Origin of the sequence: Micromonospora ureilytica (genome assembly GCF_015751765.1) — a bacterium.
GTDB classification, from domain to species: Bacteria; Actinomycetota; Actinomycetes; order Mycobacteriales; family Micromonosporaceae; genus Micromonospora; species Micromonospora ureilytica.
In genome coordinates, this window is sequence record NZ_JADOTX010000001.1 from 2,726,592 (window position 1) to 2,746,047 (window position 19,456).

The following is a 19,456-nucleotide window of genomic DNA, read 5'->3' on the forward strand; positions in this document are numbered from 1 at the left end:
CGTCTCGCACGTCAGACGGTGGCCGGGACCCGCTCGCGCACTCGTCGCCCGACGGCGAAGCTGACCAGTCCCAGGATCAACCCGACGACCGCCAGGGCGACGCCCACCCGGGCCGGCGCGAGGTAACCGAGTCCGGCGGCGATGGCGACGCTGCCCAGGGCGGCGCCCAGGCTGTTCGCGATGTTCATGGCGGACTGGTTGAGCGCCGCGCCCATCAGTTGCGCTCCCGGGGCGACGGTGATCAGACGCGCCTGCAGGACCGGGCCGAGATAGAGGCTTGTCGCACCGACCAGGAACGCGCCCACGAACAGGCCGACGTGTGTCGACGCCACGAGGCTGAACACGGCGATGCTCACGATCATCGCCACGAAGCCGATGACCATGCTCCGCTGCAGGTCGCGGTCCGCCAGCCAGCCGCCCAGGGCGTTCCCGACGGTCATCCCGAGACCCACCGCGACCAACGCCCACGGCACCGTCGCGGCGGAGAGGCCGGTGACGTCGGTGGTGACCGGAGCGATGTAGGTGTTCACCGCGAAGAACCCCGCGAAGCCGACCGCGCCGGTGGCGGCGACCAACCAGACCTGCGACGTCCGCAACGCCCGCAACTCGGCGGCCGGCGAGCCGTCGACCGCCGCGGCGACCTCCGGCACGACCGCCAGCACCGCCAGCAGGGTGAGCACAAAGAAGCCGGCGATGACGAGGTACGCGACACGCCAGTCGACCGTCTGCCCGAGCCGCGTGATGAGGGGTACGCCCACCAGGTTGCTCACGGTCAGACCGCCGAGCACGGTGGCGAAACCACGGGCCTCGTTACCGGGGCCCATCAGGGTCGCCGCGAGCAGACCGGCCGCACCGAAGTACGCCCCGTGCGGCAGCGCCGCCGCGAACCGGGCCACCAGCACCAGGTCGAAGGTGGGGGCGAGCGCGGAGGCGACAGTACCGAGGGCGAACAACACGAGCAGCCCGAGGACGAGCTTCTTGCGGGGCAGGCGCGCGCTCAACGCGGCGATCAGCGGCGCGCCGACGACCACGCCGAGCGCGTACGCGGTGATCATCCAGCCCGCACGGGCGACCGCGCCCGACGACGATTGCGCGTACTCGTGCGGGAGCAGACCACGGGCGATGTCGGGCAGGAGGCCCATCGCCACGAACTCGGTCAGGCCGACAGCGACGCCGCCCAGTGCCAGAGCGGCAAGCGCCGCCAACCGTCGACCTCTACTCAACTCGATCACCGAAAAAATTTAGCAACAGCGTTGCGTAATAGGGTGGTGAGATGACTCGCGTCACTGCCGACGTCACCTTCCTCCGCGACTACAACCAGGCACTGGTCATGGCGGTGGGGCGCACTGCTCGCACGTTCGAGCGCTCGACGGTGGTCGAGGCCACCGGCCTGACACCACAGGCGGTCTCCAAGGTCATCGCCCGGCTGACCGCCGACGGGCTGATCCGCCCCGCCGGCGTGCGACGTCCGGGCATCGGCAAGCCCGCGGTCGTCTACGAACTCGTCCCGGACAGCCGGTACGCGATCGGCGCCCACGTGGCCCGGCGCACGCTGCGGCTCGTCCTGGTCGACCTGGCCGGCACCGTGCACCAGTCGGCGGTCAGCCCGCTGCCCCGCGACTTCACCCCGGAGCAACTCCTCGACGCCCTGAGCGCCGGCATCGACACACTGGCCGGCATCGGCGACCTGCGGGGCCGGCTCACCGGGCTGGGCATCGGCATGATCGGCCCACTCGACCACGCCAACGGCCTTGTCCGGGACGCCCACGGCCTGCGGCACTGGCACGACGTACCCCTGCGCGAGGTCGCCGAGAAGCACCTGGGCCTCGCCGTCCACCTCGACAAGGACGTCACCGCGGGGATCACGGCGGAGGCCTGGCGGCACGGCGCGACGTTCGGCGACGCGGCCCTCATCATGGTCGAGTCCGGCATCGGCGGCGGCTTCTGGCTCGGCGGCGCGGCCCACCGGGGAGCGCACACCAACGCGGGCGAATTCGGCCACACGGTCGTCGACCTGACCGGGCCTCTCTGCGTCTGCGGCCGGCACGGGTGCCTGGAGATCGTGCACCATCACGCCGCCGAGGCCGGGGACATCGCGCACGCCGCCCGCGTGCTGGCCGTGGGCGTCGTCAACCTGCTCCAGACCCTCGACCTCGCCCACGTCGTGCTGGCGGGCGCGGATCTCCTCCGGCACCCGCAGACCTACCTCACGGCGGTCACCGAGGCCGTCCAGGCCGACGCGCGGCGCGCGGCCTGGCTCAGCACGAGGGTGGCCCTGTCCAGCCTCGGCGCGGACGTGATCGCCGCGGGCGCCGCCATGCAGGTCCTCGACCAGCACTACGGCATCCCCGAGTTGGCCCCGATCTAGTCTCCATCCCCAGCGCCGCGACGCCGCAGCGCCGACCCACGTCGATCATGGAGGCGTGGTGCCCGTCTTGGGGCCTAGCGGCTATTTTGTCCCCCACCACAACTCCATGATCGACGGGGGTGCGGGTGCCGCGTGGCGGGGCCGGGTCAGATGGTGGCGGGTGGTGACAGTGCCATCTTCTGCCAGTTGCGGAACACGAAGCGGTGCACCGATTTCAGCCCGACCCAGAGTGCCGGCTCCAGCGCGAGGCGACCGTACCCACGGACCGTCACCGTCGTGGTCCGGGTGACCCGCGTGCCGCCGTTCACCTCGGTCACATCGGCAGACTGGTCGTGATGCGCCCCGGCAACGCCGGTTCCGCCACCGACGGGGACGAACTCGCCCGCGTCGCTAGGCCACCAGGACGTCGGCGTTCGTCCGGGTGCAACCGCTGGCCGGGCTCTCGCTGAGCGCGATGACCGCGTCGAGCCGGTCGCGTGCCTGCCGGAGTTGATTGATCTGGCGATCGATGCGCTCGCGTTCGGCGCGGAGCATGGCCCGCGACTGCGGTGTGTTGACCTTCGCGTCGACGCAGGGAAGCAGGTCCAGGATGGTGCGGCTGGACAGGCCTGCGGCGTACAGCATCTGGATGAGGTGCACCCGGTCGACCGCGTCGTCGAGGTAGTGGCGCTGGCCGCCACTGCTTCGCGCGGCACCCAGGAGGCCCTGCTCCTCGTAGTAGCGCAGTGCTCGTACCGAGACCCCGGTCTTCGTGGCGAGTTCCCCGATCCGCACAGACCCTCCCCCGGCCGGTGACCGCAGTCACACAGCCTTGCCTCTCACGTGAACGTCAGGTTTTACCGTAGCTCGCGTACCGCTCGTCCTGAACCTGCCAGGAGGCAATCATGCGGATCTCTGGTTCGATCGCTCTGGTCACCGGTGCCAACCGTGGCATCGGTCGGCACTTCGCCGGACAACTGTTGGAACGTGGAGCGGCCAAGGTGTACGCCACGGCCCGCAACCCGGAGCAGATCGACATCCCCGGCGTCGAGAGGCTCCGGTTGGACATCACCGACCCACGATCCGTCGAGGAGGCAGCCGCGGTCGCGTCCGACGTCACTCTGCTGGTCAACAACGCCGGGATCTCCACCTCCACCAACCTGGTCACCGGCGATCTCGGCACGATCAGGTCCGAGCTGGACACCCACTTCTACGGCACCCTCAGCATGGTCCGGGCATTCGCACCGGTGCTCGGCACGAATGGCGGCGGGGGGATTCTCAACGTCCTGTCGGCGATGTCGTGGTTCTCCTACGACGGGGACAACGCCTACGGCGTCGCGAAGGCAGCCGAGTGGAGCCTGACCAACGGGATCCGACTGGAACTCGCCGGCCAGGGGACCCTCGTGACGGGCCTGCACCTGGGCGCCGCCGACACCGACATGTCGGCCAACTACGACGGCGACAAAATCGACCCCGCCGACGCCGTACGCGCCGCACTGGACGGCATCGAGGCCGACCGGGTCGAGGTCGTCGCCGACGAGTGGAGCGCGTACGTCAAGGCGTCCGTGGCCAAGGACCCGAGCGAGTTCTATGCCGCGACGGCGCGGTGACTCACTGGCAGACGCGCCACTCGGTGGTTCAGCCGCCAGAGGCGGACGGCCCCGGCGTCGGCACGCCACCGGCGACCGCACGCGCGGGTGGCGCCGACGCCGGGGCCGGGCGAAGATCCGCGGGTACGGGCAGCGCGCTGCCCTTGACGAACTGGCTCCAACTGGTGTTCCAGGCCGTCCAGCCGTTGCCCGCCTGGAGCCGGACCTCGGTGCCGGTGAAGGTGACCAGGTCGCCTACCTGGGTGACGCCCATCAGCCAGTCCGCGTTGGCCGCCGAGATGTTCGTGCAGCCGTGCGAGACGTTGCGGTGTCCCTGGTCCGACACCGACCAGGGTGCCCCGTGGATGAACTCGCCGCCCCAGGTGAGCCGTTGCGCGTCCTCGACGTTCACCACGTAGCCGCCGTTCGGCTCGCCGCGCGTGTCGAACGTCGTGTACTGGTGCTTCTCCATGATCACCATCTTGCCGCTGGACGTGGGGGTGCCGCGCTTGCCGAGGCTGACCGGGATCCTGCGGATCAGCTTGCCGTCCCGCAGCACGCGCATCTGCTTGGTGGCGTTGTCGACCTCGAGCGCCACCTGCCGTCCGATCCGGGATGTCGCGGTGCGATCGGCGTCGCCGATGTGGTTCGCGCCGATCGGCAGCCCCTCCAGGCCAGCCCGGACACTGATTGTCGTGCCCGGCCGCCAGAAGTCGGGTGCCCGGTAGTAGACCTGACTGCCGTCGTCCACCCAGGACCAGGCACCGGGCTGCGGTGGGTTCGTGGTGACGAACAAACGACGCTGCACGTCGGCGCGGGCGGCCCTGGCGATGGGCGGATCGAAGCCGATGGTCACCGGCATCGCGGTGCCGTACGTCTGCCTGTCGGCGAAGTACAGGGTGCTGCTCACCTGCGGCTTCGTCGAGGCCGCCGCGGTGGTGAAGGTGGTGGTGCGGGTGGTCTGCCCGGAGTCGCCGGTGGCGGTCACCGCCACGGTGTAGGTGTGCTGCGGGCGCAACGGGACGCTCGGCACCCAGGCCGAACCGTCCTCGCGTGGTTCCGCCCGGACCAGCGTGCCCGCGTCGTCGACGATGCGCACGGCGGTGATCTTTCCGCCCGTGACGAGCGGAACCACCTCGGCGCTGAGCGGCACTTCCCGGGAGAGATCGGCGGGCGTGACGGTCAGTTCGGGCGACGGCACCACCTGCTCGGCGGGACGCACGGCGGCCTTCCGCTCGGTGGTGCACCCACCGAGGACCAGCGGTGTCGCCGCGACGGTCACCGCAACGAGCGCCATACGCCTTCGTAAACCCATCGAACGTCCCCCGGCTTCCGCGTGCTCCGTGGCGGCAATTCTCTCCGCGTCGGCGGCGCCCTGCGCTGTTTCCGGAAATCACGCAACGAAGGTGGGAACGGTCGTCAGGGCACCCGGTCCGGGCCCCTCGGTTGCGCTTCCCTTTCGTGATCCTCGGGGCATCGAAGTGTGACGCCGCCGTGGAATGCTGGCCGACATGCGCGGAAGACGACGTCCATGGATTCTGCTCCCGCTCCCCCTCCTTCTCCTGACCGCCTGCTCACCAGCGGAGGAGCCGATTGTCGCTCTCGCCGTGCAGGACGGCCGGCCGGTCGGCGTCTTGGTCACCTGCGACGACCGTGACGCCAATATCCGCGTGTTCGAAAACGGTGATCATCAGGGTGAGCCGAGCAAAAGGTCCCTGATCAGGTGGCGCATCGGCGGCCCGCCGGCGAGCGAGGTCGTGGAGGTGGCGCTGTTGGGTCAGCCGCCGGAGGGCTGGGTGGTTGCCGACGCTGTCGACAGCCCAGGGACCGAGGTGGAGGTGGAGCTGCTCACCGAATTTCGGGCCGGGGTCACCTACACCCTCGACGGGTCAAGCCGCCGCGAGGCCCGGTCGGTGGACTTCACCCTCGCGGACCTCCCACGCATCGGCCCGGACCAGGTGTTGGCGCCGGGCGGACACAACTCGACGACTGTCGTGTCGCGGGAGACCTTCCTGCGCAAGGCACGCGACCGCTGCTGACCCGACGCGGCAGACCACTCAAGAAAGTGGAGTGCCGCCACAGTCGCTGATTACGGTTTTTGGAGAGAAATCAGAGAATTGAGATTGAGTCGACATCGCGGCGGCTCCGCAGAGCTGAACAGGCAATCGCTGAGCGCTATTTAAGGGAGAATTAATCGTTTCAGTTGGAAACGAGCAGGGGGCCGACTCGTATTCTTCGTGCTCGGAAGAAAGGTGCTCCCCCGTTGATAGATTTCCGATCCACCCCTCGACACCGTCGTGCCGTCACCGCCCTGCTGCTGGTGAGCGTGGCGCTCGCCGGCGGATGCAAGGAGGCGCCGGGCACTCCCGGCGCGTCCGGCCCGTCCAGCGACACCGGCATCGGCTCGTCCGGCCCGGACGCGCCGACGGCCACCGCCCCGGGCGACGCCTCGGCCACGCCGAGCGCGCCGGGCACGTCGGCCACCCCGTCCGTGCCGGGCAAGCCGGCGACCCCGGCCACCAGCGCCGTCCCGCCCACCGCGTCCGGCGGCTGGATCACCATCGACGCTGCCGCGCAGGCCGCCGCGACGAAGGCGTTCTTCGCGCGCAAGCCCAAGCCGGTGACCGGCAACCCGGTCAAGGTGCCCGAGTTCAACGTCGGCTGTACGACCAGTCACCACAACAGCGACGACCCGATCGTGCTGCCCAAGCTGGTAGGCGGTTCGCACAACCACACGTTCTGGGGCAACAAGTCGACCGACGCCAACTCGACAGCCGAATCGCTGCGGGCGTCCAAGGCGACCACCTGCAACTCGCCGGACGACCAGTCCGCCTACTGGGTGCCGACGATGTACCAGAACGGCAAGGTCGTGGACCCGAAGGAGGTGACCGTCTACTACGGTTCCCGGCTGAAGGACCCGAGCAGGACGCAGCCCTTCCCGTTCGGCCTGCGAATGATCACCGGTGACGCCAAGAACCAGGTCGACACTCCGGACAAGCAGGGCAACCACTTCTGGTGCGCCGGCATCGGCGGCGAGATCGGCCGCAGCGCCGACAAGACGTTCCCGGTCTGCGCCAAGACCGCGAACATCGTCCGGCAGATCACCTTCCCGGACTGCTGGGACGGCAAGCACCTGGACAGCCCGGACCACAAGGCGCACATGGCCAACGGGGACCACACCGGGGCGTGCCCGAAGAGCCACCCGGTGCCCGTCCCCTCGGTGTCCTTCGTGATCTCGTACCCGTTGAGCGCGAACACGGACGGCATCACCCTCGCGTCCGGCACGTCGTTCTCCATGCACGCGGACTTCTTCAACGCGTGGAAGGACGAGGCGCTCGCCGCGCGGGTGCGCAACTGCCTCGACCAGGGCGTGAAGTGCAACTCGGCCGGTAACTTCTAGCGTGATCGTCAACCCGGGGCCGGTGTCTGTCGGCCCCGGGCTGACGATCAACTAGGCATGCAGGAGTAGGCGCGGGCCGCGCTGTCTCCCTATTGAGTACGACCGCCCCCGTCAGCCCCAGGCGAACCAGCGCGACTTCGGCAGGCTGGCGATGTTCGCTTGAGCGGTACGCGTGTACGGGTGCTCTGGCCCGAGGACGCGGGTGTAGTCCGAGACGACGGCACTGAGGATCGCTTGGGCCCACCGACGCCGCCCGATGGCTGCCAGAGCCAGGCCGAAGTTGCGCCTCGCGTTGAGTGACCCCGGGTGGTCGACGCCGAGGACGCGCTCCCGATCCGCGACCGTGCGCTCGAACAGCGCTAGCGCCTCGGTGTGGCGTCGACCAGCGAGCAGCGCTCGCGCCAGGAACAAGCGGAGTCGAATCGCCTGCGGGTTGTCATGTGGCAGAACGTCGTCCACGCGCTGCACAAGAGCACGAAGTTGGCCGATCGCTTCGTCGTGCCGACCTGCGGCGGAGTAGGCGGCCGCGCGGTACTGAGGCCACCAGGTGAGGTGGATGTCGGCCCGTTGCTGGTCGGTTCCGAGTGCCGCGTTCTCCTCATGCAGCCGGACCCCTTCGGCGGCCCGTCCCGTCCGCACATAAATGCGCGCCAGCTCGCCGCGCGCGTTGATCGTCGAGCCGTGGTCAGGGCCGTAGACCCGCACGTTCTCCGCGAGGTTCTCTTCGAACAAGGGGACGGCCCTGGCGAGGTCACCCATCGAGCGGTAGGTGCTGGCAAGATTGATCCTCGCGCCCATGGTGGAAGGCGCGTCCGGGCCGCAGACACGAACACTCTCGACGAGGTTGTAGCGGTGGATGGTCAAGGCGCGGTCCAGTTGACCCCCGCACTCACAGCAGTAGCCCAGGAGGTTGCGGGCGCCTACCGTGCTCGGATGATCGAGACCGGCCAGGCGTACACGATCGGCCAGGGCCTGTTCGGCGTAGGGGATGGCCTCATTGTCACGGTCGGCGGTCATATAGGCATCGATCAGTGCCCGTCGCGCCAGGGCAACGGCTTCGTGGTCAGACGGCGCGAGCGCTCGGTGCTCGGTGAGCACCGTGCGGCCCACTGCCACCGCACGATTGAACTCCCCCATGGCGGTGAGCCGTCCGACACTCCACCGCCGCAGCCGTAACAGCTCAGCGGCGATCTCGTCGTCGCTCACCAGAACCGTCTGCGTCTCGGCCCAGACCTCAGCGATGTGGTCCACAACGTCGACGCCGGGCGCAGGCTGCGCCTCCGTGACACGGGTCAACAGCATCAGAGCATCCCGGACCGTGTCGCGGATTCGCCCTTCCGTTCGGGCCCGCGCCAACACCACTTGGCGGGTAAGCCGATGCATCGCCACCCGTGTGCCGGTGACGTCGAAGCCAACAACGGAGGCATTCGCCAACCCGCCCAATGCCTCGTCGACGCGCCTCGGTTCATCAAGCAGATTACGCAGCAGGTCGCGACGAACTCCCGCGTCCGACAGCACGGCCAAGAGATCGATGAGACGTCGGACCAACCCGTTCGGATCGCTGTCTTCGACCTCGCTGACCGACAGCAGCGTGGCTTCCTCCAGCGTGCGTGGATAGTTGTCACCGGGCACGCGGGGAAGCAGTGACCTCAGTGGCATTGATCGAAACCCGGCCAGGTACTCGGCGAACGACCACCGATGACGGCGGATCACGGCGCCCGCCTGCGCGAGTGCGAGCGGCAGTTGACCTAACTCTCGCGCGACCAGCGCGGCGGCCCTCGGGTCGTCGAGGCCCGCTCGCGAGCAGAGAAAGGTCACCGCCTGCGCGGGCGTAAGGACGTCGACGTGCACAGTGGCGCCGAAGACAGTGAACTCTTGGTTCGTTGTCGTGATAAGGACGTGGACGTTTCCGCGCTGCGGCATCCATCGGGCGATCGCGTCGGCATCGAGCGCATTGTCGAACACGATTACGGATCGCTCCGATTCGTTTTCAAGCCAGCGGAGTGCGGTGCGCGCGGCCGGCTCAGTGTCGACAACCTCGTCCACTGCCCCCGCCTGCCGCGCGAAGTCAGCAAACGATGTGACCACCGCCGCGACGTCATCCGCGACGATCCAGAGCACCCGCGCGACGTCAGCGCACAGTTGGTCACGCACGTGCGTGGCCGCGAGATGCGTCTTTCCGACCCCCCGCCCGCCCATCAGCACACATACCTCGCTGTTCGCCAACACCGTCGCGACCTCAGCCAGCAACTCCTCGCGGCGCATGTGCGACACCGGCTCACGCGGGACGTCACCGACGACGAGTGGGCCGCCTAAGCCCCGATTGCCCGTCACCGCCGCAGCGGGCGGGGTCGACACAGACGCTGAGGGTGTCCGTCGTAGTTGCAGGAAGGCGGCCACGGTCCCCAGAACAGCGAGGACCGCGCTCAAGGCCCCGATGGCTACCTCCGCCGCATCCACGGCATCCACGGAACCACAACCGGTAGCGACCCGGTACATCCGATCGATCACCGTCGTGTCGGTTGACGTGGCGCTGCTGGCCGCTTCCCTCCGCCCAATCCCTCGGCTTGCTGCTGGGCCGGGCGCCTGGATGGCGTCCGGCCCAGCGTCAGGGGTCGATCGGCTAGAGCCGGGCGGCGCCCGCCTCGGTGGCCTCCTGCACCGCCGAGGTACGGCGGACCTCGGCCCGCTCGTCGCCGGCGTCCTCGCGGTCCGGGGCGGCCACCCGAGCCGACCGGTTGGTGGTCGCCGCCGCCTGGTCACCGGTCACGCCGCCACGGATCCGGTTGTTCGCGGCCACCTGGGCGGCCGGGTCGTTGGACGTCACCGCCAACTGGCCGTTGATGATGTTGTCGTCGACGGTGACGCCACCGGTGGTGCTGGTGACGCTCACGTCCCCACCCCAGTAGCCGCCGGAGGCGCAGCTGTCGAGGGTGCCGTTCGGGCCGAGCTGCACACCGCCCAGGTTGCCGGCGAAGGTGGCCCGACCCTGGACCGCGCTGCCACACACCACACTGCCGGTGGCGCTGTTGAGCACCGACAGCGTGCCGTCGACGAACGAGTCGTGCACGTCGGTGTAGTAGGTGCCGGTGCTGCTGAGGTTGCGCACCTGGGTGCCCCGGTCGAGCCGGACCTCACCGGCGCCGACGTTGACGTGCCCGGTGACCGTCGACGCCTCGGCGAACAGGAAGCTGTCGATGGTCGTGGAGCCCTTCGGCCGTACGGTCAGGGTGCCGGTGCGGGCGTCCTTCAGGAAGATGCCGTACCCCCCGGCCGCGAGCACGACCTGGCCGTCGACTGTCGTCTCGGTCGCGTCGAGGTACCCGTCGGCGGCGACGCGTACCTCACCGCTGACCCGGCCACCGGTCACCACCAGGTTGCCGCCGGCCGCGACTGTGACGTTGCCGGTGATCGTGGTGCCGGTGAGCGCGCAGGACTCGCCGGCGGGCACGAGCAGGTCGTTGGGCACGGTCACCGCGCCGCCGGTGCCGATGCAGTGGGTGACCAGGTCGGCGTGTGCGCTGGGTGCCACGGCCAGCACCGAGGCCGCGATGACGGCGCTCACGGTGGCCAGCTTGGCGACGGTACGTCCGGGCATCGTGGTACTCCCTGTCGGTGAGGTTCGAGGACTCATGCGCCGACGTCCGATCGGGCCGCGGCCCGGACGATGGCGCCCTGCTGCCGCCGGTCGAGCGTGCCGCCGGTCACGAGCGCGGCGGTGACCGCCTCGACGTGCCGGACGAATTCGGCGTGGCCGGGGTAGTTGGCGTGTTCGTCGATCAGATCGTTGATGGTGCAGCCGTCGCCGGTGTCCACGTTGGCCACACCTGTGTCGCCGCCGTCGATGATCACGGTGGCCCGGCTGTCCGAGTCGGGGCACTTGTCGGTGCCGTCCGCCACCACTGTGAACGTCGTCGACTGCTCGGTGGAGGCGTTCCCCGCCGTGTCGGTCGCCCGGTACCGCACTGTGTGCGCACCGGGTGCGCGGACGGCGACCGGGGCGGCGTACGCCGTCCAGCCTCCGGTGTCGAGCGCGTACTCGATCGTGGCCACACCCGACTCGGCGTCGGTGGCCGTGACGGTCACTGTCGCGCCGCCGACGTACGCGCCGTCGTCGTTGCGCTCACCGGCCACCGTGGCGGCGACAGTGGGTGCGGTGGTGTCCTCGGCCTGCGGCTCGACGACCGTGAAGTGGGACATCTGCTCCGCCGACGTGTTGCCGGCGGCGTCGGTCGCCCGGAAGTGCAGCATGTGCATCCCGGCCGCGTTCACCACGATCGGATTCGTGTACGCGGTGAAGGCCGCCCCGTCCAGCGCGTACTCGATGGTGGCGACGCCGGATCCGCTGTCGGTGGCGGTCAACGTGGCGGTGGCCGTACCGACGTAGTTGCCCTCGTCGTCAAGGTCGCCGGCCAGTGCGACCGCGACCACCGGCGCGGTGGTGTCCTCCTCCCCCGGCTCGACGATCCGGAACGACACCGAGCCGACGGCGCTGGTGTTGCCGGCCTGGTCGGTGGCGCGGAACTGCACCGCGTGGTCGCCGATCGCTGTCACCCGCACCGGCTCGGTGTACGGCAGGAAGCTGGTGTCGTCGACCTGGTACTCGACGGTCTGGACTCCCGAGCCGGCGTCGGTGGCCGTCACGGTCACCGTGGCCGCGCCGAGGTAGTTGCCGTCCTCGTCCTGGTCGCCCGACACCGCGCCGGTCACTGTCGGCGCTGTGGTGTCGCCACCGCCGCCGCCGTCGGTGACCACCAGCTCACCGACCATCGAGCTGTGGCCGGGGATCGAGCAGAAGTACCGGTACCGGCCCGGGGTCAGCGTCACTGTCGCCTGGTGGCGGCCGTTGTTGGCGTCGAACGGGCTGGCCAGGATGTTGACTGTGACGTCGTGGTTGTAGCCCTCGGCACTGGTGTCGAACGTCAGCGTGTGCGGCATCCCGATGGTGTTGCCGGTGGCCTCGCTGTTCTCCCAGATGATCGTGGTCTCGCCGGCCACCGCCGTGGTGGGCGCGGACTTGTAGCGGGTGATGTCGCCGTCGGCGGTCCAGGTCAGCACCTGGTCGGCGGCGACTCGGGGGGCGGCGGAGGCGGGCGCCACTGCCCACGGGATCACCGTGAGCAGAAGCGCCGCCAGCGCGGCCGTCAGTCGTCGGGTCATCGTCACTCCTAGAGTTCCCGCGCGCGGATGTTGCGGAACTCGGCCAGGTCGTTGTCACCGTGGTTCTGCAGACCGATGAAGCCGCGCAGGAACTGCCGCAGATCGGTCGGCGGATCGCCGGCACGCGAGGACTGCTTGCCGGGCGTGTTGTCGAACTCGTTGATCACCACGCCGTTGCGGATCATCGTGTAGTGCTGCCCCACGGCGCGGATCTCGTAGTCGTTCCACTCGTTCTTCGGCGTCACGCCGGCCTGGGCCAGCGGCACCGGGTCGAAGTTGTAGACCGAGCCGGTCTTCTGCGGCTCACCGGTGTCACCGTCGTAGATCTGGATCTCGTGTCCGCAGTAGATCGCCATCCACGCCGTCGAGGTCCGGGCCGACCCGACAGTGCCGCAGCTGTCCGGCGGACGCTGGTCGAGGGGCGTTCGCAGGTCCGGGAACCGGATGAAGACTCCGGTGTTGGCCCGGCCGGTGCCCGGCGCGATGTCCCGGAACTGCAGCTTCAGCGAGAAGTCGCCCAGCTCCTTGGTGTGCCAGAGCATGCCCAGGCCACCGCTGGAGCGCAGCGACCCGTCCGGCTGGATGCCGAACTGTCCCGACGGCGCCTGCTGCCACCCGCGCAGCGACTCGGCGGTGCCGTCGAAGAGCGGCTCGTACCCGGTGTGACCGTCGCGGCCGATCTCCGACGCGGCGGCCAGGCGGGTGATGGTGCCCGCCTCACGGGAGCTGAGCAGGTCGTCGTCCTGCAACGCGCGGGCCACGGCGGTCACGTGCCTGACGAAACCGTTGTGGTCGGCCCAGGTGCTCTCGTCGTCGATCAGGTCGTTGGCCGTGCAGCCCTGCCCGACAGTGCGACTGGGTACCCCGGTGTCGGTGTCGCCGAGCCACACCGTCGACCGGTCGTCGGGCACCGCGCAGCCCACCGTCACGGTGGTCTGCGTCGTCGCCTTCTGACCGTCGGCGTACGTGACGGTGAGCTTCGCGGTGTAGGTGCCGACAGTGGCGTACGTGTGCCGGGGGTCCGCCTCGGTCGACGTGGCGCCGTCGCCGAACTCCCACCGGTGGCTGACGCCGCCGGAGCGGGAACCGGTGAAGGCGATGGTCAGCGGCTTGTTCTGCACGGCGACCGAGGTCGCCGCCGGTGCCGGGGTGGGCGCCCCGCCGGTGTAGGTGATCCGGATCAGCTTCTGGTTCGCGTGCAGGCTGAAGAACCCGCCGCCGTAGTCGAGCACGTAGAGCGCGCCGTCCGGGCCGAACTTAGCGTCCATCCAGCTCTGCAGTTTGGTGTCGCCATTCCCGCCCGGGATGATGGCCCGCAGCGACTCGGCGTACACCGGTGGGGCGGCCTGCGGCACGCCGGCCGGGTCGACGGTGACCGCGACCCGGTTGGCGGCGTTCGACTGGTCGCCGATGAACCACTTGCCGTCCCAGTGCTCCGGCCACGCCACGCCGCTCGTGGTGTCGACGAGGCTCCGGTGGTACGTCGGACCGGACATGATGGCCTGTCCGCCGCCGCGCAGGTACGGCTGCGTGTAGGTGGCGTCGGCCGCGACGTAGGTCGGCAGGTCGCTGCCGTCGGTCCGCTTCGGGAACACCGGCCCGCCGCCGTCCGGCGAGTACCAGATCATGTTGTCCCGGGCTGCAGGGATGTCCACCAGTCCGGTGTTGCGCGGCGACTCGTTCTTCAGGTTGTCGCAGTCGTACCAGCCGGTCAGCACCGTCGCGTCGGTGGTGCTGCGGTCGCGGTACGGCTGCCGGTTGCCCATGCAGTACGGCCAACCCTGGTTACCGGCCGAGGTGATGATGGTGGCCGTCTCGTACTTCGCCGGCCCGAGGGTGGGGCTGGGCGACGAGGCGTCCGGGCCGACCCAGCCGGCGGTCAGCCACTGGTGCACCGGGTCGATCTGGAGGCGGGCGATGTTGCGCACGCCCATCACGTAGATCTCCGGCCGGGTCTTCTCGGTGCCCGGTGGGAACAGGTTGCCCTCGGGGATGGTGTACGTGCCGTCCGGCTCCGGGTGAATCCGGATGATCTTGCCGGCGAGGTCGTTGGTGTTACCCGACGTGCGGCGGGCGTCCTGGAACGAGATCCCCTGGTACTCCTGGGTCCAGTTGTTGCCGGCGTAGCCCTGCGACCCCTCCGAGGAGTTGTTGTCGCCGGAACCGACGTAGAGGTTGCCCTTGGCGTCGAACGCCATGCCGCCGCCGGCGTGGCAGCAGCTGTGGACCTGCACGGGGAACTGCAACAGGTCCTTGCGGGTGGCCTGGTCGATGGTCTGCGCCTGCCGGTCGTAGGTGAACCGCGAGACGGTCCGCTGACCGACCCGCTTCACCCGGTCGACCGAGTCGTGTGGCATCCAGTAGACGTAGAGCCACCCGTTGTCGGCGAACGCGGGGTCGGGCTCGATGCCGAGCAGGCCCTCCTCGTTCTTCACCAGCTCGGAGCCGCTGCCCCGGTTGCCCATCACCTCCAGGGTGGTGAGCAGCTTGACCTGCTTGGTGCGCGGGTCCCAGGAGTGGATGGTGCCGCAGCCCAGGCCGACCTTCGGGTTGTTCCAGTCCGCGATCGGGCCGCTCGGGCAGGCGGCCTTGCCGACGTAGAAGACAGTGCCGTCCGGCGCGATGGTGAGCCCGTGCGGCTCGCCGATCTGGTCCAGTTGCCCGGTCTGGTTGGCGGCGGTGAGTCGCTCCACCTTGTAGTTCGCGGCGATGGTGGCCTGGCAGTCGCCGCGTACGCGACCCGTGGTCCAGTTGAGAGCGCCGGCGAGGTGCGTGCGGAACGCCTCCTCACCGTAGCTGCCCTCGGTGTGACCCATGCCGGTGTAGAACGACCGGCCGCCGTCGTAGTCCCGGCACCAGGACACCGGGTGGAAGGCGCCGTTGGCGGCCGCCCCCGGGTTGTAGTGCCGCTCCTCGACCTGGGCGAGCGTGTGCACGGCGCCGATCGGGTTCGGATCCCAGTTCTCCCAGCGGTCGGACCGGGTGATGGTCATCGGCAGCGACGCGGTGGCCGGGTGCTTGCGGTCCAGGATGTTCACCACCGCGCGGTTCACCGCGGGCGGCTCCGGGGCTGTGGTGCTGCCGGTGAACAGGCGCAGGTCGGCGAGCTGGACCAGCGGCTCACCGCTGTTCGCTGTGACGTTCAGCCGGTAGCGCGTGAACTCCTGCGGCGCGGCGATGTCGAACCGGCGGGTCTGGTACCGGTCCGGGAAGGTCTGCCCGGTGCGGCGGTCCAGGTCCGTCCAGCTCTGACCGTCAGTGGAGCCCTGCAGGGTCCAGTCCTTCGGGTCCCGACCGGCCGAGTCGTTGGCCGACGTGAGCGCGTACCCGGTGATCTTCTTCGGCGCGCTCAACTCGTAGGCCACCCAGGCGGTCGGGGTGCGGACCAGCCACTTCGTGTTGGCGTCGCCGTCGGTCAGCTTCTCCTTGGTCTCGTTGGGGGCGTTCTCGCCGCTGGCGGTCACCTTGGCCACCGGCTCGGCCACCGGGATGGCGCCGGCCGGGCGGGTGCCGATCAGCCCGGTGAACCAGGTGGAGTCGACCTGGGCGCGGGCGGCGTCGGCGATGCCGACGAAACCGCCGCCGGCCTTGACGTAGCTCTGTAGCGCCGACTCCTGGTCGCGGTTGAGCGCGGCGCCCGTCGCGGAGAGAAAGACCACGCTGCGGTACGCGGACAGCCCGGCCGCGGTGAAGGTACCCGGGTCCGTGGTGGCCGTGACATCGATGTCATGGACGGCACCAAGCTGTTTGATGGTGTCCACGGCGCGTGAAACCGGGTCCTGCTGCTCGGCCACCGGTCCGTGGAACACCAGGACCGCGGTCTTCTGCGGCTGCGCCGCCTGCGGGGCGGCCGCCGTTCGTGGTGCGGCCGCGGCCGCCGTCGTTGCCGGGATCAGTGTCGCGAAGGCCGCTACCGCGGCGAGGGTTCGTCGTAGTTTTCTGGTCATGCCCGTCCCCACTTTCGGTTCGGTCAGCTTCCGTGCGTGTGGGTGTGTCCCTGGAACCGGTGGATCGCCTCCTCGGCGCCCGGCGGCATGCTGCCGTCGGCGTTGCGCACCAGGAAGATCCCGGCCATGCCGCCGTCGGAGTGCGTCTGCACGTGGCAGTGGTACATCCACGCGCCAGGTCCGACGCCCTCCCCGGCCAGCACCTGGAAACCGAACGAGCTACCGGGGTTGAGGTCCTTGTTGTCGACCACCAGGCTCGGGTCGCTCGGCCCCTCCAACATCCCGGTGCGGTTGTCCGCCCAGCGATGCGCGTGCAGGTGGAAGGTGTGGAACAGGTTGCCGTGGCCGATGGCGATCCACTCGACGCGCTCGCCCAGGTTCGCCTCGAACATCGGGGTCGCCGGGGCCATCCTGTTGTTGATCATCATGTCGTGGAACACCGCCGTGGACTGCTTCGACGGCAGGATGTCGCCGCGCCGCCGGACGATCAGCGCGCCGTACAGTCCCTTCGCGACACCGCCGGTGCCGTGGTCGGTGCCCATCGCGTGATCGTGGTAGTGCCAGTAGCCGGCGCTGCCGGGCATGTAGCGCCGGCCCGCCGCGGCCACCATCTCGTGCGAGCGCCAGACGTACGTCCGCGTCTCGCCGGGGTTGTTGAACGAGGCGTTGAAGGGGCTGCCGTCGGACTCGGTGCTGTAGTCCACCCCGTGCGGATGGATGGACAGCCGCTGGGTGGTGGTGTTGACCAGGGTGATCTCCAGGGTGTCACCCTCGTACATCTCCAGGATGGGGCCCGGAACGGTGGCCTGACCGGGTGCCAGGCCGTACCCGAACAGGTTGCCGGGCAACTGTTCGGCGTAGATGGTGATCTTCTTGGTGACACCGGCGGCGGCCCGGGCGGGGCTGCCTCCGAAGGCGGTGCCGATCGTTGGGGCGGACGCGCCCAACGCCCCGGCGGCGAGCGCGCCGGTGGCGATCAGCGATCTGCGGGACAGGTGGCGGTGAGGGCCACCAGCGTGATCGTCCATGGGTCTCCGTTCCCGACCGGGCGAAGACGCGACGAGGGCAGGGTGCATCGACCGCCGAGCACGAGGGCGGTGGCATGGCACGACTGAGGGTGAGGCTCGTCGCGGACTTTGCTCGGAAGACTCAGAACTTTCGATGGATAACAGCAACTTATGTAATCCATCGACGAAAGTACAGGTCTGATTGCAAAAAGATTACCTTGACATCACGACGTCCGTCGATTGACATAGTCCTGACACACAAACAGCCGCCGGGCTGCCGTCGATGCGGCAACCCGGCGGGTAGGACGTACGGGAGCTGTGAGTCAGAGCTGGTGGCGGTCGTCTGCCGGCAGGGCGGCGGCCGCTGGCGGCTCCGGCGGCTGGTCAGGCCCACCGAGCTGCGCGACGTGGGTCGGGTCGAGGACCCGGGAGAGGAACGCGCGGGTCCGTTCGTGCTTCGGCGCGCCGAGCACCTCCTGCGGCGGCCCCTGCTCGACCACCACGCCACCGTCCATGAACACGACCCGGTCGGCGACGTCGCGGGCGAACGCCATCTCGTGGGTGACCACCATCATCGTCATGCCGTCCTCGGCCAGCTTGCGCATGACGGTGAGAACGTCGCCGACGAGTTCCGGGTCGAGCGCGGAGGTCGGCTCGTCGAAGAGCATCAACTTCGGCTCCATCGACAGCGACCGGGCGATCGCCGCCCGCTGCTGCTGGCCACCGGAGAGCTGCGCCGGGAAGGCGTCGGCCTTGTCGGTCAGCCCGACGCGCTCCAGGTTGGCCCGGGCGATCCGTTCGGCCTCGGCCCGACTCCGCCGGAGCACCCGGCGCTGGGCGATGGTGAGGTTGTTCAGGACGGTCAGGTGCGGAAACAGGTTGAACGACTGGAAGACCATGCCGATGCCGCGGCGGACCTCGTCGATCTCGACGTCCGGGTCGGTCATCTCGACCCCGTTCACCCAGATCTTGCCTGCGGTCGGCTCCTCCAGCAAGTCGACGCAGCGCAGCAGCGTCGACTTGCCGGAACCGGACGGCCCGATGACGCAGACCACCTCGCCCTGGCCGACCTCGAAGTCGATTCCCTTGAGCACCTTGAGCGGCCCGAAGGACTTGTGCAGGTCGCGGATCTCCACGGCGGGGCGGGATGGGTTGGTCGTCATGGGGTCACCGGGCCTTGGCGTAGCGGAGTTCGAGGCGTCGTACCACCTGCGACAGCGGCAGGGTGATCACCAGGTAGGCGAGGCCGGCCACCAGCAGCGGAGTCGCGTTCACCCGGTCGTTGAGCATGTCCCGACCGAACTTGGTGATCTCGATGGTCTGCGCCGTCACCCCCAGCACGTAGGCCAGCGACGAGTCCTTGGTGAGCAGGATGAGCTCGTTCGTCAGCGGTGGAATCACGATCCGGAACGCCTGCGGGATGACGATCGTGCGCATGGCGGTGAAGTGCGACATGCCGAGGGTCCGCGCCGCCTCCATCTGCCCCTTCGGCACGGCCTGGATGCCGGCCCGGATCGTCTCCGCCATGTACGCCGCGGCGGTCAACCCGAGGCCGATCGCGATCGAACCGAACACCCCGCCCGGAATCTCGCGCTCCGGGAAGGCGATCGGGATGCCGTACCCGACGAGGAAGAGCACCAGCAGCGCGGGCAGACCCCGGAACAACTCGATGTACGCCGTCGCCACCCAGCGGTACGGCGCCACCCGGGACAGCCGCATCAGCGCCAGGACGGTGCCGAACACGAGGCCGAAGGCGAACGCGCCAAGCGTGTAGAGGACCGTGTTGCGCAGCGCGACAGTGATGATGGTCGGGAACATCGACTTGATGATGTCGACGCGGAAGAACGCGTCGGCCAGCCTGTCCCAGTCCGCGGCGACGAGCACCGTGGCGATGATGGCGATGAAGACCAGGTACTGGAGCCCGAGGGACAGCCGCTCCCGCTGGCGGCGTCGCAGCTTCACGTTCGCTCGTTGCCTTCCCGGAGGTTACCGACGTCGGAGGGCGC

The 19,456-nt window shown here is 69.3% G+C and carries 15 protein-coding genes; 4 read left to right on the forward strand and 11 right to left on the reverse strand.

The annotated features are described in order from the left end of the window. Positions 1 to 11 precede the first annotated feature (11 nt). Positions 12 to 1,232, reverse strand: coding sequence for an MFS transporter (locus tag IW248_RS12195; protein WP_196927068.1), 1,221 nt, complete (start codon positions 1,230 to 1,232; stop codon positions 12 to 14). Positions 1,233 to 1,273: 41 nt separating this feature from the next. Here IW248_RS12195 and IW248_RS12200 point away from each other — a divergent pair, with 41 nt between their 5' ends. Next, entirely contained in the window at positions 1,274 to 2,368 is a 1,095-nt protein-coding gene (locus IW248_RS12200; RefSeq protein WP_196927069.1) for an ROK family transcriptional regulator, read from the forward strand. 146 nt (positions 2,369 to 2,514) lie between these two features. Here IW248_RS12200 and IW248_RS12205 read toward each other — a convergent pair whose 3' ends face one another. Both IW248_RS12205 and IW248_RS12210 read right to left on the reverse strand, forming a co-directional pair. Beyond that, the gene (locus IW248_RS12205) at positions 2,515 to 2,685 is read right to left on the reverse strand and encodes a hypothetical protein (protein ID WP_196927070.1); all 171 of its coding nucleotides are present in this window, start codon (positions 2,683 to 2,685) and stop codon (positions 2,515 to 2,517) included. A 73-nt stretch (positions 2,686 to 2,758) separates the two neighbouring features. Continuing rightward, positions 2,759 to 3,142, reverse strand: coding sequence for a MerR family transcriptional regulator (locus IW248_RS12210; RefSeq protein WP_196927071.1), 384 nt, complete (start codon positions 3,140 to 3,142; stop codon positions 2,759 to 2,761). 110 nt (positions 3,143 to 3,252) lie between these two features. Here IW248_RS12210 and IW248_RS12215 point away from each other — a divergent pair, with 110 nt between their 5' ends. Then, a complete protein-coding gene (locus tag IW248_RS12215; RefSeq protein ID WP_196927072.1) occupies positions 3,253 to 3,957 on the forward strand; it encodes an SDR family oxidoreductase in 705 nt (234 codons plus the stop codon). A gap of 28 nt (positions 3,958 to 3,985) precedes the next feature. Here the strand turns inward: IW248_RS12215 and IW248_RS12220 are convergent, their stop codons facing one another. Further along, complete coding sequence (locus IW248_RS12220; RefSeq protein ID WP_196927073.1) at positions 3,986 to 5,233, reverse strand: L,D-transpeptidase; 1,248 nt, start codon at positions 5,231 to 5,233, stop codon at positions 3,986 to 3,988. A 214-nt stretch (positions 5,234 to 5,447) separates the two neighbouring features. On the opposite strand from IW248_RS12220, the gene IW248_RS12225 reads away from it, so the two are divergent. Together IW248_RS12225 and IW248_RS12230 are read left to right on the forward strand one after the other, a co-directional pair. Next, positions 5,448 to 5,975: a hypothetical protein gene (locus tag IW248_RS12225; protein WP_196927074.1), complete on the forward strand. Its 528-nt coding sequence runs from the start codon at positions 5,448 to 5,450 to the stop codon at positions 5,973 to 5,975. Positions 5,976 to 6,199: 224 nt separating this feature from the next. Then, positions 6,200 to 7,336 carry a DUF1996 domain-containing protein gene (locus IW248_RS12230; protein WP_196927075.1) on the forward strand — a complete coding sequence of 379 codons (1,137 nt, stop codon included), beginning with the start codon at positions 6,200 to 6,202 and terminating at the stop codon, positions 7,334 to 7,336. 111 nt (positions 7,337 to 7,447) lie between these two features. On the opposite strand, the gene fxsT is transcribed toward IW248_RS12230, so the two are convergent. From fxsT to IW248_RS12265, 7 genes are all read right to left on the reverse strand, one after another. After that, entirely contained in the window at positions 7,448 to 9,601 is a 2,154-nt protein-coding gene (fxsT, locus tag IW248_RS12235) for an FxSxx-COOH system tetratricopeptide repeat protein (protein ID WP_196927076.1), read from the reverse strand. A 358-nt stretch (positions 9,602 to 9,959) separates the two neighbouring features. After that, positions 9,960 to 10,934 carry a hypothetical protein gene (locus IW248_RS12240; protein ID WP_196927077.1) on the reverse strand — a complete coding sequence of 325 codons (975 nt, stop codon included), beginning with the start codon at positions 10,932 to 10,934 and terminating at the stop codon, positions 9,960 to 9,962. Positions 10,935 to 10,966: 32 nt separating this feature from the next. Beyond that, entirely contained in the window at positions 10,967 to 12,496 is a 1,530-nt protein-coding gene (locus IW248_RS12245; RefSeq protein ID WP_196927078.1) for an OmpL47-type beta-barrel domain-containing protein, read from the reverse strand. 8 nt (positions 12,497 to 12,504) lie between these two features. Beyond that, complete coding sequence (locus tag IW248_RS12250) at positions 12,505 to 16,443, reverse strand: ThuA domain-containing protein (RefSeq protein WP_196927079.1); 3,939 nt, start codon at positions 16,441 to 16,443, stop codon at positions 12,505 to 12,507. Positions 16,444 to 16,466: 23 nt separating this feature from the next. Further along, positions 16,467 to 17,471, reverse strand: coding sequence for a multicopper oxidase domain-containing protein (locus IW248_RS12255; RefSeq protein ID WP_196927080.1), 1,005 nt, complete (start codon positions 17,469 to 17,471; stop codon positions 16,467 to 16,469). 302 nt (positions 17,472 to 17,773) lie between these two features. Further along, positions 17,774 to 18,613, reverse strand: coding sequence for an amino acid ABC transporter ATP-binding protein (locus tag IW248_RS12260; RefSeq protein ID WP_196927081.1), 840 nt, complete (start codon positions 18,611 to 18,613; stop codon positions 17,774 to 17,776). 4 nt (positions 18,614 to 18,617) lie between these two features. Continuing rightward, positions 18,618 to 19,412: an amino acid ABC transporter permease gene (locus IW248_RS12265; protein ID WP_124820188.1), complete on the reverse strand. Its 795-nt coding sequence runs from the start codon at positions 19,410 to 19,412 to the stop codon at positions 18,618 to 18,620. Positions 19,413 to 19,456 lie beyond the last annotated feature (44 nt).